The sequence below is a fragment of the Solibacillus sp. FSL R5-0449 genome (assembly GCF_037975215.1).
GTDB lineage: Bacteria > Bacillota > Bacilli > Bacillales_A > Planococcaceae > Solibacillus.
This window is the reverse complement of record NZ_CP150239.1, coordinates 1,463,826-1,480,680: the sequence shown is the minus strand read 5'-3', so window position 1 is coordinate 1,480,680 and position 16,855 is coordinate 1,463,826. Positions and strand designations below refer to the sequence as shown.

Annotated in this window: 13 protein-coding genes and 1 pseudogene; 5 read left to right on the top strand and 9 right to left on the bottom strand. The window is 37.8% G+C overall.

The features are described from left to right. Positions 1-18: 18 nt before the first annotated feature. The 3 genes from MKY27_RS07135 to MKY27_RS07125 all read right to left on the bottom strand — a co-directional run bounded on the left by MKY27_RS07135 (position 19) and on the right by MKY27_RS07125 (position 3,808). Positions 19-885, bottom strand: coding sequence for an ABC transporter ATP-binding protein (locus tag MKY27_RS07135; protein WP_339198984.1), 867 nt, complete (start codon positions 883-885; stop codon positions 19-21). Beyond that, positions 885-3,368: a hypothetical protein gene (locus MKY27_RS07130; protein ID WP_339198981.1), complete on the bottom strand. Its 2,484-nt coding sequence runs from the start codon at positions 3,366-3,368 to the stop codon at positions 885-887. Before MKY27_RS07130 ends, MKY27_RS07135 begins: the two co-directional genes overlap by 1 nt. A 122-nt stretch (positions 3,369-3,490) precedes the next feature. Next, positions 3,491-3,808, bottom strand: coding sequence for a hypothetical protein (locus tag MKY27_RS07125; RefSeq protein ID WP_339176128.1), 318 nt, complete (start codon positions 3,806-3,808; stop codon positions 3,491-3,493). A 210-nt stretch (positions 3,809-4,018) separates the two neighbouring features. Here MKY27_RS07125 and MKY27_RS07120 point away from each other — a divergent pair, with 210 nt between their 5' ends. Continuing rightward, positions 4,019-4,882 (top strand): helix-turn-helix transcriptional regulator, encoded by an 864-nt coding sequence (locus tag MKY27_RS07120; RefSeq protein ID WP_339198978.1) that lies wholly within the window; start codon positions 4,019-4,021, stop codon positions 4,880-4,882. Between the two features lie 52 nt (positions 4,883-4,934). Here MKY27_RS07120 and MKY27_RS07115 read toward each other — a convergent pair whose 3' ends face one another. Both MKY27_RS07115 and MKY27_RS07110 read right to left on the bottom strand, forming a co-directional pair. Further along, complete coding sequence (locus MKY27_RS07115) at positions 4,935-5,534, bottom strand: DedA family protein (protein ID WP_339199656.1); 600 nt, start codon at positions 5,532-5,534, stop codon at positions 4,935-4,937. Between the two features lie 357 nt (positions 5,535-5,891). Continuing rightward, entirely contained in the window at positions 5,892-6,062 is a 171-nt protein-coding gene (locus MKY27_RS07110; protein WP_339198975.1) for a hypothetical protein, read from the bottom strand. 392 nt (positions 6,063-6,454) lie between these two features. On the opposite strand from MKY27_RS07110, the gene abc-f reads away from it, so the two are divergent. From abc-f to MKY27_RS07095, 3 genes are all read left to right on the top strand, one after another. After that, the gene (gene abc-f, locus MKY27_RS07105; protein ID WP_339198973.1) at positions 6,455-7,903 is read left to right on the top strand and encodes an ABC-F type ribosomal protection protein; all 1,449 of its coding nucleotides are present in this window, start codon (positions 6,455-6,457) and stop codon (positions 7,901-7,903) included. A gap of 121 nt (positions 7,904-8,024) precedes the next feature. Further along, a complete protein-coding gene (locus MKY27_RS07100) occupies positions 8,025-9,071 on the top strand; it encodes an LLM class flavin-dependent oxidoreductase (protein ID WP_339198970.1) in 1,047 nt (348 codons plus the stop codon). Positions 9,072-9,270: 199 nt separating this feature from the next. Further along, positions 9,271-10,215, top strand: a complete 945-nt coding sequence (locus MKY27_RS07095; RefSeq protein WP_339198969.1) for a bile acid:sodium symporter family protein — start codon at positions 9,271-9,273, stop codon at positions 10,213-10,215. A gap of 124 nt (positions 10,216-10,339) precedes the next feature. Here MKY27_RS07095 and MKY27_RS07090 read toward each other — a convergent pair whose 3' ends face one another. The 3 genes and pseudogenes from MKY27_RS07090 to MKY27_RS07080 form a co-directional block, all read right to left on the bottom strand. Beyond that, entirely contained in the window at positions 10,340-10,849 is a 510-nt protein-coding gene (locus MKY27_RS07090) for a GNAT family protein (RefSeq protein WP_339198967.1), read from the bottom strand. A 120-nt stretch (positions 10,850-10,969) separates the two neighbouring features. After that, positions 10,970-13,195 carry a YcdB/YcdC domain-containing protein gene (locus MKY27_RS07085; protein ID WP_339198964.1) on the bottom strand — a complete coding sequence of 742 codons (2,226 nt, stop codon included), beginning with the start codon at positions 13,193-13,195 and terminating at the stop codon, positions 10,970-10,972. A gap of 285 nt (positions 13,196-13,480) precedes the next feature. After that, positions 13,481-13,695, bottom strand: a pseudogene (locus tag MKY27_RS07080) (ATP-binding cassette domain-containing protein); the annotation flags it as partial. 312 nt (positions 13,696-14,007) lie between these two features. On the opposite strand from MKY27_RS07080, the gene MKY27_RS07075 reads away from it, so the two are divergent. Continuing rightward, a complete protein-coding gene (locus MKY27_RS07075; protein ID WP_339198962.1) occupies positions 14,008-14,892 on the top strand; it encodes a glycine betaine ABC transporter substrate-binding protein in 885 nt (294 codons plus the stop codon). A 420-nt stretch (positions 14,893-15,312) separates the two neighbouring features. On the opposite strand, the gene MKY27_RS07070 is transcribed toward MKY27_RS07075, so the two are convergent. Next, positions 15,313-16,740, bottom strand: coding sequence for an aldehyde dehydrogenase family protein (locus MKY27_RS07070; protein ID WP_339198960.1), 1,428 nt, complete (start codon positions 16,738-16,740; stop codon positions 15,313-15,315). Positions 16,741-16,855: the final 115 nt, after the last annotated feature.

Below are 16,855 nucleotides of genomic sequence, written 5' to 3'. Positions count from 1 at the left end.
GACAACGGCTTGTTTCTATTATAGTCCATAAAAATCCCGGTACAGTTCTTCCAAGTTTCGGTTAATCGGATTCACCGCATGGATTTGCACACCATTTTTCAATAGCCATTGAAGATAGGTTTCAATCGCAAATGCCGCATCTGTAATTAGTACATTCTCTTTCATCTGGAAAGGAAGTTGGCCCTTTTTCATTATTTGAGAAAGATCACTCTCATACGAATATTTAATTTCGTATTGAACTTCCCTACTCGACTGCAACGAATCTTTATAAAGCTTTCCTTCTTTAATAAACCAGAACGTATCCGTCAAATCTTCGAGTAAATCCAAGTTATGCGTTGAGATGAAGATGCTCATTCCTTTTGCATGCAGTACTTGAATCAATTGTTTTAATTCAATAATGCTCGTTGGGTCCAGTCCATTAAATGGTTCATCCATTAAAATAATGAGCGGCTTCGTCAATATACTTAACGCAATGAGCAAATGCTGGCGCATCCCGTACGAATAAGATTTGACGGGCTGATGCACGTAGGAGCGGATGCCGATCAACTCAATGACGTCATCTATTTCTTGTTGCGGAATATGGTAAATATTCGCCACAAATGACAGATGATCATAGCCGGTTAACTGCATGTACAAGTAATTGTCACTTGGCAAAAAGGAAATATGTTTAAAAAACTCAGGCTTATTGTTGGCAATATTGTTTATGTGAACAGTGCCTTTATTAATCTTTTCCAATCCTAATACCGCGCGCATTAACGAAGATTTCCCTGCCCCATTCGGTCCAACGATTCCAATTATTTCACCAGTACCGATTGAAAACGTAATATTATCCAGTACCCTTCTGTTTTTATATTCCATTTCAAGACCGTACACCTGCAATACCATTATGAATTCACCTTCCTTTTAAATAAAAGCCCCAGCCCGAGTAATAGGATTCCACCGATTAGTAAAATGCCCGTACCCGTCAGAAAGTTCACTTTAGCGTTATTTGCCTCAATCGATTTCCAGCCATCTACAATATTCCATGTATCAAAATATACAAACGGATTATACATGCTACTTGTTAGTTCAATGTAATGGTTCCCTGCAAAGTACCCGGTAATGACAAGTATGGATGTAACAATAATCGCGGCATAATGATTTTTCATCAATTTCCCGATAAAGCTGAACAAACTATTTAAGAAGAAGAGTTGTAAAAATACAAGCACGCCACTTTTGAAAAGCAACGATGACAAACTTTCAAAATAGAAATAGGCATTGTTCGCAGTTGAAAAGATAAAGGAATCCTCCAGTCGTTCTGTTGCATAAATCAATATCGGATAATCCCAGTCACCTGCACCACCTATTAGCGTAGCAATCAGAAAAACAATCGTTCCCGTAATGAGCAATAAACTACAGGCAACCGTTAAATTGTAAATCCACTTCATTATATAGATAGAAGAAAATCGAATCGGTTTTGTTGCTAAAAAGTTCATCGACAAGGTCGGTCTATATTCATCGGCCATCGTAGTCCATAATATGAATACAAACAAAAACAGGACGACCAACATCAAGTTCCAATCCAAAAACCGATACATTGCAAACGAACTGCTGTCTCCGTATTTTGTATTTTGTTCCTGGAACAGTTTTAAACGTTCATAATGTTCTTGGTCCAAAGCCTGACTCAGGTCATCAAATTTCGATACCCATTTATGTCCAAGCGGCCACGGGGTTATCCTTTTTTCATCCAGAACTATTTCCTGCTCTTCCGATGCCATGTCGGTCATAGTCCAAAGCGTATTATCGCTTTCTTTATAAGATCCCGGTTCAAATGAGTTCATCACATCCCGAAATGTCTCGGCAAATGTCGGAGAATGAATATCCGCCTTTAAATGTTCAAGCGCTTCAAACCGCATTTCTAATTGTTTAATCATTGCCTGATAAGGATTTTGATCAAGTATTTCCAGCTCTTCACCCGTCTCCTCAGCCATCCGTTGCTGTAACTCCTGCTCCATTTCAAATTCATCCGCGACCAGCTTCCAGTGTGTTTGATCTTGGATATTCGTATTTTGCGAGCTCTCGATTATTTTCAGTGCTTTGTCAGGAAATGTTCGATACTGCTCATTCACTACAATGACCGTACCGCCAATTATTCCGAATAGCAGAAGAACGGTTAAAAGAATATGCCCTTTCCGTTTCTTTTTCATATGCTCAAACTGTAGTAATTTGAATTTCCTATTTGGACGATACTGTTTTTTCGATGCTGTATATTCTGGAACTCCCAAACTGACACTCTTCATATTAATAACAGCATAAGTAAGACCGGTACACACCAAAACCAGCAAGAACATAATGATTAAATAATAGACTAAACGATTCAAATTCAGTAATAGCTGTTCATACGAAACAATCAGGTGAATCGGGTTATACATAAGAAAGCCAGTCTTCAAAGAAACGATATAGCTGATTAACACCGGCAAACTAATCAACGAGAACAACAAACCTAATTTCACTTGCTGTTTAATCAGGCAAGTAAACAGCAGTAATAATATCGCACAGAATATTCCCCAACCTATCGGGATGAATACTAGCCATTTCCATATTGGAATTAATACAACTTCAGAATTGACCGTCACTTCAACGGGATAGTAAATTGTGTTGAGATTCCCTGATAATAATGGCGGCAGGAAAGACAAAACGTATCCGATGACGATGTAACACAACTCGACAAGTAATAATGGCATCAAATAGCCAAAATAAATGGCCGTACTGGACAATGAATTCATTTTAAAGAAATCGAAAGTACGATTTTCTCGGTCGAACATATATTTATAGCTAAAAACTAATAAAAGAAGAAAGGCCGTAACGGGGCTGAATAGAATTTGGAATAATTGTTTTGTAAATAAGGCCGTTTTATATGGCGTATTTTGTTCCGTATAGGCCAACTGATGATCAATGAGCGCTTCAGCTTTCTCCTTTTCTACTGTGACTGATTGTTCTCCAAGATAAGGGATTGCTTTAAATGCTATGTAATTTTCATATTCGTTTAAAAAGGCCAGCTGCTGCTCAGCAATCTGTAGATCGTTCTCGTCTAATTTCTTTAAAATATCGTTTATATATTGCTCTTTCAATAGAAGACTTTCCAATGATTGCTGTTCTTCAGGAGTAAGACCTATTACACGTTCTTTCGTTAATGTACTTGTAATCAATAAATGTACGGTATCTTTCCGGTTGTTGAATGTCTCCTGCAGTTCCTGCTTGGTAGCACCAGATTGTATACTATTCATTACGAGCATCGATCCGACAAGTACAATAATTGCCACAGGTAAAATAAAAATATATTTGCTTTTCAGCAAGCCCTTCATGAGAAAACGAATTACTTCATTCATCATTCTCCCTCCTTCCCCTTTAGTTTGCTGAAAATATAAATTCCTCTTTGAGCAGAACTGCCATAAAGCGGTTGCTTGTCCTTTTCAAAGAGGATTTGAAATGATCAGATTCAGACTAGCAATTACTCCTCGTCTGCGTTACTAAGCGGTGCATATGGTCCTGTTTTCAGCGTGCCTGAGAAGAAGGAATAGCCCGGCTTCCCTACAGCGTAGCCACGATTATACAAATAACCAGAATACGTTTTACCGTTTTGAGTAACCGTTACCCACATCGATTGTGTCGTTGTATATGGCACTTCTTTTGAATACCAAAGTGTATCGGACGCTACAGAAACTTCAGGCTTCAAACTTTCAGCTGCTTGGATACTTGAAATATTCACGGATACACTTAAAGAAATTGCTGCTACTAAACTTAAACTTACCAATTTAAATTTTTTCATCATTGATTCCTCCTCTGTTCCTATTCCAAAACCTGATTACAATAGATGAATCTTCTACATCCTTCACTTATCCTCCACCAGTTCCAATAATCCACAGTTCCAATGTTGTGAGTAATAAATCTACCATTTCTCCCCCTCCTTTGTATTAATTTTACAAACTATCCGACGAAAAGTGTATAATATGCCTAAAAGAATAATTTAGGTGATGAAATGAATAATTACGGGCATGTCATAAAAGAAATCAGGGTAGGTAAAGGCTATTCCCAACAATATGTCAGCGAAAAAATATGCTCACAGGGCAATTACTCAAAATTTGAAAAAGGGGAAAACAGAGAAATTAAATTTTCGATTTTGAAGGAATTTTTGGGACGGCTTGAAATGTCCTATGAAGAATTTGAATACATAAGCAACAATTATGAAATGCATGACCGCCAAAGAATTATGAAGAAGTTCTACAATCAAACCTATAATTCCGAAAACGCTCTGCTTCAAATGATTGAAGAATGCGCTGCCTATTTACAGCAAAATCCGAATGACAATTTAATCATGAATATTCAAACGGTTATGGAAGGCATGCTCGTTTTGGCAAGATCCAGTGATTTTGTACTGGCTTCTAAAACATTATCACCCATTTGGGATGATCTCTCTCAGCGAAATACACTGTACTTAGCTGATATTTATATACTGAATGCCATTTTATTTGTATTTCCGATTTCTACTGCAACCGAAATTAAAGAATTTGCTTTTCGCCATATCGACAAGTACAACGGATTTCAAAATATTAATAAGTTAAAAATAAACTTTCTCATCAATCTGTCGCTTATCAATATAAAAGGAAAAGACTTTGAAACCGCGCTACACCTTTTGAATGATGCCATCGGGAAATGTAAATCGGAGCAGCTTTTTATTAACTTGTCGATCTGTTATGTAAGAAAAGGCGTGTGCCTGAATAATTTGAATGGAACGGATGAAGGTTTTATCGAAAAAGGATTAACACTACTTCAGCATTTAGAACAGGCAGAACTAGTTAAAATGCTGGAGAAGGAAATTAAAAATAATTTAATCGTTAAATAATATAAGCAAATTAAAAAGGGCTGCCTGTATAATGAGGCCGCCCTTTCATTTTTTATTTTTTATTAGGTAAATTCATTTTACGTTCCAATAATTTAATGCGGTATTTATAAATCGCATAGATTACTGCCAGCACAATTATGATGATGACAAAAGGCTGCAAATACTGTTTAAACAGATCCCCTGCCTGCTCCCAGTTCTCCCCAAGCTTAATGCCTAAATAAACATAAAGCGCGGTAATCGGAAACATCGCTAAAAATGTATAGATTGAAAACTTCCATACATTCATTTTTGTCATCCCGCATGGTACCGAAATTGCGGTACGGACGATTGGCATAAAGCGTCCGAAAAAGGCAACGCCCGCGCCGTATTTTGCGAAAAACTTGTCCGATGCATTCACTTGCTTCTCATTAATCAAGAAGAACTTCCCGTATTTCAGAACGATTGGACGACCACCATAACGCCCTACCGCATACAAAGTCAACGGTCCTAATGTTCCGCCTACTGTTCCGGCAAGCACCATTAACCAATAGCTATATTCCCCTTGAGCAATCCAAAACCCGGCCATCGGTAAGATGACTTCTGCTGGAATAAACTCAAAGCACAGTGCCAGTAACACACCGAAATAGCCAAACCCTTTAAAAAACTCAATCATTGATAGAATGATTGTATCTAACAACAAAAACAACTCCAATCATTTGCAATATCCAAAGTTAAAATCAGCGACAAAGTCCGATTTCAACTCCAAAGTCCACTTCTACATTCACTTAGCATACAAAATCTTTAAACGATTCACAATACAAATTGTGAAAACATGCCGTATTTATGTATGTTCTTCTATAGATTAGAACGTCCTCTCCCCATAAATGTTGCCTCATCCGCAAAACTTTTAATTTTATAGCAGTGTATGTCTATGCAAAAAGCGATATGTCAGCATACCTCTGCCGAATGCATGCAAATTAAAAACAAACAGGCGAAACCATAAGTACTATGGAATCCCCTGTTCAAATCGTTAAATCAATGCTTTTAAATCATGAATACATTCATAAATAAAATAGCAGCCAAATCCGAATAATAATAAGCCTGCAATAATGGAAGTCCATTTAATCATCGCTCGGTTCATGACCTTACTTGTCAGTCGTTTTATAAATATAATTATATTTGAATATTTATAAACATTCAATCACTTTTTAACTTCCCCAGTAAATTCCAGTATTGATTTATTTCCGGAAATCTATTATGATGGCATTAATTTATGAGAAGGAGGGATGTTTCTATGTTTTCAATTCGTTTACGCTAAGCTGGCAATAAAAAAGCAAACCCATTAATGTTGGGCCTTTTTGTCATGCTTGTAAACGAAGAAACCATAGGGATTCCTCTTTAAACGGGAGATTTCTATATTTTTTTCGCAGCAGGCATACATATGTCTGCTTTTTTATTGCGTTTTAGACTCATTACAAAATGGAGGGCTAAAACTATGCAGATGTTACTATTCTTTTAATACGGGCGGATTACCCTAACCGCTCGTATCGATAAGCTATCGGTACGAAATTTACTATTTCGGAGGTAGCAACAATGGAAAACTTAAGCTTTGAACTGAAAAATATACTTGTACAATTTTTAGATAAGGATGTACTGACAATCCCGCAGCTGGCCATTTATCAATTCGACCGCATTGGGATTGTCGGTAATAACGGTGCCGGTAAAAGTACTCTATTAAAATTATTAACCGGTCAACTCATTCCACAGCAAGGGAATGTTAATGCACATGTCGACTATTATTATTTTGAACAAACATCCCCTGCCGTTACAGATGACAATATTGACATTGCGCTTTTCCATAAACTGAAAGCAGTCAATCCCCATAGCGGTGGCGAACAAACACGGTCGAAATTGTCACAGGCATTCAGCCATTTCTACGAGGCAATGCTATTAGATGAACCGACAACACATTTAGATCAGGATGGCATCAAATTTTTGCAGGAGCAGCTCCGCTATTATTACGGAGCCGTCGTCATTGTCAGTCATGACCGTAACTTGCTGGATAGCGTCGTTACGACAATCTGGGAAGTGAGTGACGGGCATGTGACAGTCTATAGCGGGAATTATTCGGATTATGCCGCGCAAAAAGAACGGGAAAAACAGGAGCAAGCTGCTGCCCATGAAAAATATGTTCGCGAAAAGGCACACTTGGAAAAGGCTGTTGCTGAAAAAATGAAAAAAGCCGAAAAGATTACCGAAGCGAAAAGGATGTCAAAAAAAGAAACGAAGGCCAAAGCAAACCGAATGTTTGAAACAAAATCCAAGGGAACGAGCCAAAAATCGGTTTACCGATCAGCTAAAACAATGGAAAAACGGATTGAACAGCTGCCTGTTGTCGAGAAAGTAAAAGAAGAAGTACCACTTCAATTCAAACAATCGAAAGCACTGGAACTTCATAATAAAGTACCGATTATGATACAGGACCTTACTTTAGCAATCGGAAACAATATACTGTTGGATCAATGTCAGCTTCATGTTCGCCTACAGGATAAACTAGCGATAAAAGGTCCAAACGGCAGCGGAAAATCAACATTGCTGAACGCGATTATCGAAAAGCATCCTAATATAGAACGCTCACCGAAAGTAAAAATCGGTCATTTTTCACAGCTTGCTTATCAAACCTTACCGAATGAGACGATCTGGCGTTTTATTAAAACAAGAAGTGAATACAACGATGCATTTATCCGCACTGTTTTGCATCAAATGCAGTTTGAACAGAGTGATCTGCAAAAGCGAATCACCGTTTTAAGCGGTGGCGAACGGATTCGATTGCTTTTAAGTCAGCTGTTTTTAGGTGAATATAATATTCTCCTGCTTGATGAACCGACCAACTTCCTTGATATGGCGACAAAAGAGGCATTGGCAAACTTTATTAAGGCCTATGACGGGACTGTGCTCTTTGTTTCCCATGATGACTATTTTGTGAAGCAAGTGGCAACAAGAACGATTGAAATAAAAGATAAGAAAGTAATTGAATTGTGATGATACTGTTCTTTATGAGAGATACATTTCTTTCATTTCCTACCGGTGTGCACTACAATAATTGTTATGGTAATGCTAGTAAGAAAAGGAAACGAGCCCTTTACTAATTGGAGGTCATCATATGGAAATAGGTATTTCAACTTTTGCAGAAACTACACCGGATGTGCTAACAGGTGAAACAGTAAGTCATGCCGAACGACTGCGGCAAATCGTCGAAGAAATTAAGCTGGCGGATGCGGTTGGACTGGATGTGTATGGTGTCGGGGAACATCACCGCGAAGATTATGCAGCATCAGTTCCCTCTGTCGTACTCGCTGCGGCTGCAATGCAAACAAAACAGATTCGACTAACAAGCGCTGTAACGGTGCTTTCATCTGACGATCCGGTACGTGTCTTCCAGCAATTTGCGACACTTGACGGACTATCGAACGGACGCGCCGAAATTATGGCTGGCCGCGGTTCATTCATTGAGTCATTCCCGCTGTTCGGCAATGACTTGAATGACTATGATGCGCTTTTTGAAGAAAAACTCGATCTCTTATTAAATCTTCAGGAAAATGAGATTGTGTCATCAACCGGCCATTTCCGCCCGTCTATTCCAGGACGCGGTATCTACCCCCGCCCTGTACAGGAAAAATTGCCGATTTGGATAGCGAGCGGCGGTACACCACAATCTGCAATCCGTGCGGCTACATTGGGCTTGCCGTTAACATTGGCAATTATCGGAGGAAGCCCTCTGTATTTTGCGCGCATCGTTCAATTGTATTATGATGTGGCGAAAAAAGCAGGACATGATATTTCAAAGCTGCGCGTCGCTTCCCATTCACACGGGTTTATTGCAGATACGACAGAACTTGCAACAGAGCAGTTTTTCCCGTCAACAGCAGCGGCTATGACGAAACTAGGCCGCGAACGTGGCTGGGCTCCGTATACACATGAAGCATTTGATGAGGCCCGAAGCTTGGAAGGCGCTCTTTATGTAGGTGATGTGGAAACGGTTGCGAAGAAAATCATCTATCTGTACGAACATGTCGGCATTTCAAGGTTTTTCTTACACGTGCCGGTCGGTTCTATGCCGCATGACCAAGTACTGCATGCCATTGAACTTTTAGGTACGAAAGTTGCACCAATTGTGCGTGAAGAAGTAGCAAAATTGAAAAAGAGATAAAGATGATCGGTCAGGGGCTATGCAGTATTTTTCTGCATAGCCCCTTTTTATGATGTATGTTTTTATGTTCCACCAAAAGTTTCAGACTATATTCACTAGAATAATAACAAAAATGCTTAAAATTCAGAAAATTATTGCAATTATAAATTTATTAAACTACAATAACATGAATTCAATAGAAAGCTGAGGTTACATCATCATGGGAATTTTACAGAAGATAGGTAAGTTTGCAGGAAATACATTTGCGATTTGGGTTCTTGTTGCTGCAGGTTTAGCAATTTGGACACCTGAATATTTCACTTGGATCGGCAGTTACATCACCATATTATTAGGAATTGTCATGTTTGGTATGGGGATGACATTAAAATTAGATGACTTTAAATTAATTCTTCAATATCCGAAAGGCGTAATTATCGGGATTGTTTCTCAATTTGTCATTATGCCATTACTTGCATTTGCGTTAGCAAAAATTTTCAATTTACCACCTGAAATTGCGGTTGGGGTTATTTTAGTAGGATGTTGTCCAGGGGGTACGTCATCAAACGTTATGACATTCCTCGCTAAAGGTAATACGGCATTATCTGTTACAATTACATCATTCACAACATTATTAGCACCGTTTGTAACACCTGCTCTCATCTATTTATTAGCAAGCGAATGGTTACCGGTTTCATTTATGGCCATGTTTATGTCGGTTATTAAAGTGGTATTGATCCCGATCATTTTAGGGATTCTTGCTCAATTCTTATTTAGACCAATTGTAGAGAAAAGCATTGATATCCTACCAACAATATCCGTTGTGGCGATCGTAATGATCGTTGCAGCCGTAGTAAGCGGAAGCCGCGATAAAATTTTGGAAACTGGATTAATCATTTTTGCCATTGTTATTTTACATAACGGGTTGGGCTACTTAATTGGATACTTGGTAGCGAAACTATTTAAACTAAAATACGATGATCAAAAAGCGGTATCGATTGAAGTTGGGATGCAAAATTCAGGTTTAGGAGCACAGTTAGCGATGGCGCACTTCGATCCCGTATCGGCAGTTCCGAGTGCGATCTTCAGTTTCTGGCACAATATTTCCGGACCGATTCTTGCTACCTATTGGGGTTCAAAAGCGAATAAAAAGGAAAACAGCAAATAGTAATAACACAAAAAAGAGGTACGAATTCATAATGATTTGTACCTCTTCTTTTTCGTTCATATGTATTAATGGGCTTAAATGCATTCAAATATGTATACCTTTCCTTCTTCATTAAAAGACCTTATCATTCTTTCAAAACCAACTTATATTGTACTAACTTAACTTCTTTCCCTATGTATAAATCTGTTCCCACACGGCTTTCCTCTTTAAATCCAATTTTCTTCATCAATTTTCTGGAGCGATGATTTGTTTCATGCGTTTCTCCGTAAAATGTGGTAATTCCAAATTGTTCATTTGCATAATTGATTAATTCCTCTATCATTCGTGTACCAATGCCAATATTCCAGAGCGTACTGTCACCTATAGCAATACCAATTTCAGCACAATTTTCATTAATCTCGGTTAAATCGGCATGACCGATAAGTCTATTTTTATATTCAATTCCCAGACGAATCATATCTTTTTGTTGATTGGCTACACAACGTTCCCACCATTTAAACACTTCCATATGATCTCTATTTTTTTGCCAACCATTTGCTTCACAAAAATGCTCATCCCTGCTCCAATCAACTACAGCATTGAAATCTTCTAATTTCAACTTTCGGAAGTAAATTTCATTTCGATTAATAACCATTAATCATCCCACCATTCTGATTTTCGCAACGCAATAATCGTTCTTAGCTCCGTAATTTACATATGAAAACCCTTGCCGTTTTAAATGGCAAGGGATGTTTCATTTAAACTAAACCTGCTTTTAATAGTTATTAATCTGATATTCGTTCATTTTATGTGCTAAACGAATTGTCACTTGAGCTAATTGTGCATACGTAACTTCACTAGTTGGCTTCAACTGATTATTTTCAGCTTCAAGTAATCCCATTGCATACGCTAATGCCACGTGACCACGTAATTCCTTATCTACTAGTGCGGCATCACTGTATTTCAATTCATATATATCACTCAGTTGTGCAGGTTTATTTAGTTTCAGTGTTCCAATTACCCATTTTGCCAGCTCCTGATTAGTAAGAGCTGTCTGAGGATTAAAGGTTTTAGTAGATGCATCGAGCATTCCCATCTTTAATGCACGAGAGACAAATGCATATGAAGGATCGTCTGGCGTTATATCAGTAAATGATTCGTCCGCCATTTCAAAATCATTGTATCTAGAGCTGTAATACATGTATGTTACGGATTTCAGTAATACTTTTAATGCTTCCTCTTTTGTAATAGCGGCATCCGGGTTAAACTTTTCGTTAACTTCTAAAATACCTGCATGAATTAAATAATTTAATTCTTCGGCAGCTTTTGGATGCTCGATTTTCGGCTTGTCCGCATTGGCCATTCCAGATGCATCTAACCATTCACCTGTTTTGGCATCAATGCCAGCAGACCGTTCTTTGAAGACTGGTTGGTATGCTAAACTGTAATGCTGCTCATTCCCTACTTTTGGATGATTCACATATTGCAGTTTCAGTTTCAACTCATCCTTCAACATTTTTGTTGCTTCCTGTTCAGCTAAAATATCCGTTACTGCCGGGTACTCCAAATCACCATAGTCGCTCATGTATAAGTTGACTAAATCACCTGTTTTGGCATCGACACTTACTGAGACACTATCCCCCATTACCGTTAAGCCATTCTCGATGCGCGGGAATGTAAAGTTATAACTATTATTGTAGGTCTCATGGTAGCCTTCATTTACCGGCAATGCATACTTGTGAGCAGATGAAGGGATCCATTCTTTTACAAGAGCGATCGCTTTATCCAATGCCTGTTTTTGTGTTAATTTCACTTCATCTTTGCTGTCATCATTATCTACTTCGAGACTACTTTTTATATCACTGTAATTAATGAATTCCCCTGTTGCTTTATCAATTGTTAGTACAGTCCCTGTTCCACCATTACGATAGTTATACATATATTGAATGTTGAATACTTCTTTACCCGACTCCGAAGTTGTTTCATCAACCGCTCCAATCTCCAGTTGAACACCTTTTATATCTGTTGCAAGCAATTTTTCAGCCAATGCTCGTGCCTGAGCTGCTGTCATGTTCGGCTGTTTTGACGCTAATGGCGCTGATACAATTGGTGTAATTGGTTTAGCAGATATTGTTGATGAGAGTCCGTCCATAGTGAACCATTCCCCTGTTAGCGCATGGATACCTGAAATAACCTGGCTATTCGGTTCATAAACTAACTTCACTTTATGATTTCCTGTTGAATAATCCGGTATAATTGTATAAGACAATTGTGCTTTTAAAGCATCTTGAACGCGGTTAGCAACGGATGATTCATCTTGTTTTTTTGATGGGTCATCATATGTGAAATTATTTTTTGAAGAGGTTGTTCTATAAAAAGATGATACTGTTCCATCTCCTAGTACACGAATATTGATAGTTTGATCTGAAATTGGAATTCCTGAATTTTTCTTCTCATAATTAAATGAGTATTCAACAGGCTGCGTTAATATAGATGGAGAGTAATAATCGTATGGGTTCGGCACAAGCTCATACCCTTCGCCTTTACTGAACTTTTCCATAAATTTATCCGCTGATTTTTTCACTTCTTCTTTTGAATATTTTGCCGGGAATAATACATCCTTTGTGTATACAGGTTGATAATAGAATTGCTCCAACTCTAACGTATCCCCTACGAAAACAAAGCTCCCATGTTCATATTGATCATTAATATTCTTTGAGAAATAAAGTTCATAACGCACCGTAGTGTCTGAATGATGTGAGTATCCAGCCCCGCTATGAAAGTCTTTTTCCGATACATGCAGGAACTCATTTGGAAATAATTCTCGGAAACGCTTTATTAAATCTGCTTTTGTTACTGTAGTATTTGCTTGTGCGACCTGAATCGGTAATGTCTCCATTCGTTCATTCCCTAATGTTGAAGCACTAGCAATCGGTGCTAATAACCCAACAGATAGCGCTGTTGCAGTTAGCATGGCACCCGCCTTTTTAAAAGTTACCACTCTTCATCCCCCTATCTCTTTCTCGTAAACATCTGTTTACACTTATATATTACGAACTTAAATTCAAAATAGTTTCACTTTTGTTAATATTCAACTAATTATTATGAAATGTTAAAGCCGATAAGCCATATATCTAACCGTTTGATCAATACCATAAAAATTAATTCCTCCCTCTTACCTCTTTTCAAAACATTACCAGTTATCAAGATCAATAGTTCAAATTATTCCCAAAAGAATAAAAAAACACCTATTTTGAAAATAGGTGTTAAAGTTCGGTTATTGAGTAACCGGATTCATCTTCGTAATCTCTTTCCTGTTTATTGAAATTGTTCCGCTAATAGGTTCTACCATGCGGTTCAGCATACGAAGAGCTGTCGTTTTACCACTACCGCTCGTCCCAATAAATGCGATAAACTCCTCTTTTTAATATCTAGAGTTAAGTTATCAACGGTCACTTTCCCACCACGGTATACTTTGCGTAAGTTTTCGATATGTAGCATAGAGCTCATTCCTTTTCCCATTTATCGTAATCCTATTTTGATAAAATACTTTATTTATAAACCCCGCTTTTCAGAAACGTAACAATGGAGACATTTAAATTGCAATATTGTAATTTTATAGTTTATTACGTAATCTCCAATAAAATTTTGTAATATTTAACGGTTTCCATCCGACTTTTTTATTTCTATATAGTATTTTTTTACGATTTCGAATTGACAAAAATAAAGTTTAAGTTAATAATTATAAACCAAGTAACAATTCGTAAAATGTTTAAGGTTGTTACATTATAAAAGGAATAAAGGGAGCGTATTATGCATTTTAAAAAATTAGGATTATTTTCAGTAGCATTATCGGGTCTGCTTTTAGCTGGTTGTAATAATCAGGATGATAGCAGTGCTACAATTGAAGAAAAATTAAACTACACGATTAATGGCATTGAACCAGGAAGCGGAACAATGGAATTAGCAAATAATGCTTTACAAGATTATGAAAATCTAAATAACTGGAACCTTACAGAAAGTTCTACGGCAGGTATGCTGGGCGAACTGGATAAAGCTTATAAAAATGAAGAACCCATTATATTTACAGGCTGGAACCCTCACTGGATGTTCGCAAAATATGATCTGAAATATTTGGAGGATCCTAAAAAATCATTAGGTGAAATTGAAAATATTAATACGATTGTACGAAAAGGCTTTAAAGAAGATTTACCGAACGCTTATACAATAGTGGATCGCTTTTATTGGGAGCCGGAAGATATGGAAACGGTCATGACCGATGCCCAAGATTCAAACTTTGAGGATGCTGCAAATAAGTGGGTAGAGGAAAATTCGGATACGATTGCAGAATGGACTGATGGCGTTGAAAAAGGAAACGGTGAAAAAATTAGTATTATTTCAACTCCTTGGGATACTGAAGATGCTTCATCACATGTCATCGCAGCTATATTGGAACAGCATGGCTTTGATACCGAAATCACTCCAGTTGACCCAGCAATTATGTTCCAGGCGATTTCAACGGGAAATGGGGATATTTCATTAGCTCCATGGCTGCCGATTACCCATGAATCCTTTTACGAAAAGCACAAAGATGACTTTATTGATTTAGGCGAAAATTTAAAAGGGGCACGACTTGGCTTTGTTGTTCCAGCATATATGGATATTGATTCGATTGAAGATTTAGCTCCAAAAAAATAGTCATACAATAGCATCGGGAAATTTATTTCCGATGCTTTTTATTTTGAAAGAATGTAGCTTTACAAATATTGAGAACACTCCATCTAATATCAGATAATTCAAAAATTTCCCGCGCAATAATTTAGTTACTTGTGGATAACTTTAATTTGAAGGGTGCCTAAAGGAATTTCCGTCAATGATTTTCTAATAAATTTTGAGATCTGCTAATATATTTTTATTTGTTCTAATAAAAATTCGAAGTTCTAATTTATTTAATGTTTGTTCTAATAAGGCCGGCAACTCTTCTAATATGTTCTACCGTTCTTCAAATAACCAGCGCATTTCTTCTAATATCCTCCCCAACTGTTCTAATAAAATCTCCCTCAATTTCTTCAAGACAAAAAAACTGCCCAAGTTACAAACACTTGGACAGCTTTCCAATTAGAACGGCATTCCCATAATCGCTTTTGGCTCAAGAAACTCCTCGATACCATAATCGCCCCATTCACGGCCAATACCAGATTGTTTAAATCCGCCGAATGGTGCTGAACGATCCGTTTCACTATCGTTAATACGAATTTGCCCTGCTCGAATGGAGAATGCGACTTTCTTCAGGTCTTCTTTATCATTACCGAATACATATCCGGCAAGTCCATAAATCGTATCATTAGCAATATCAATGGCTTCGTCTAAATCTTTGTACTTGATGACCGACATAACCGGACCAAAGATTTCCTCCTGTGCAATGGTCATATCGTTTTTCACATTCGTAAATACCGTAATTTGTGAGAAGAAACCTTTATTAATTCCATCTGGTCTGCCTGGCCCACCGATTGCAATGGTTGCACCTTCTTCTTCACCTTTTTTAATGTAGGACTGAACGGTCTCCCACTGATCTTTGGAAACTTGAGGACCCATAAATGTATTTTTATCCTGTGGATCCCCTACTGGAAATTCCGTAACAAATTCTTTCATTGCTTCAATGAATTCATCATGCATTTCTTCCGGTACAATCATGCGGGTTGCCGCGGAACAAACTTGCCCTGTATTCATAGCAATTTGTCCTAATGCCGCTTTTGCTGCTTCCTTTACATCCGCATCTTTTAAAATAACAAATGGTGATTTGCCGCCAAGTTCCAATGAAATATTTTTAATATCTTCAGCAGCATTTTTCATTAATCCGCTGCCAACTTCACCTGATCCGGTAAACGATACAATGTCCACATCCGGATGTGTACTGATTGCTTCACCTACTGTTGAACCTGAACCGTTTACAAGATTAAAGACTCCTTTTGGAACACCCGCTTTATCCAAAATTTCTGCCAGAATGACCGCTGCAAACGGTGTTTGGGAAGCAGGTTTTACTACCATCGTACAACCGGCCGCCAGTGCACTTGCAAGCTTTGTGGAAAGCTGATTTGTCGGGAAATTCCACGGTGTAATCAGCCCGGCTACTCCAATCGGTTCTTTTTGAATATATGATTTCTCTCTTTTTTCGGTAAATTTAAATGTCTTCAATTGTTCTGCCGCTTCTTTAAAGTGCGTTAGCCCCATCTTAAAATGGATTTCCTCCGATTTGGTAATAGGTGCACCTAACTCAGCGGTCATTATTTTCACTAAATCATCTTTACGATTTTCATATTCTTCAGCAATCGCTTCCAACAGCTTAATTCGATCATCCACCGACATTTTTGAAAAGGAAGGGAAAGCCTCATTCGCTGCCTGGACCGCTCGATTCACATCTTCTTTCGTCCCGCTGCTAATCTTACCTACTACTTCCTCTGTCGCAGGGTTAATTACTTCGATTGTATCTGATCCAGTAGAATCAACCCATTCCCCATTGATGTATTGTTTTGTATGATTTAGCATAATCAAACTCCTTTATAAATCGACTTATAAAAAATATTCCCTTTGTGCTTGTCAGTAAACATTTGAAACTTTCTCATAAAGCAAAAAAATTCGAAGCCTGTAGTAGCGCTTCGAA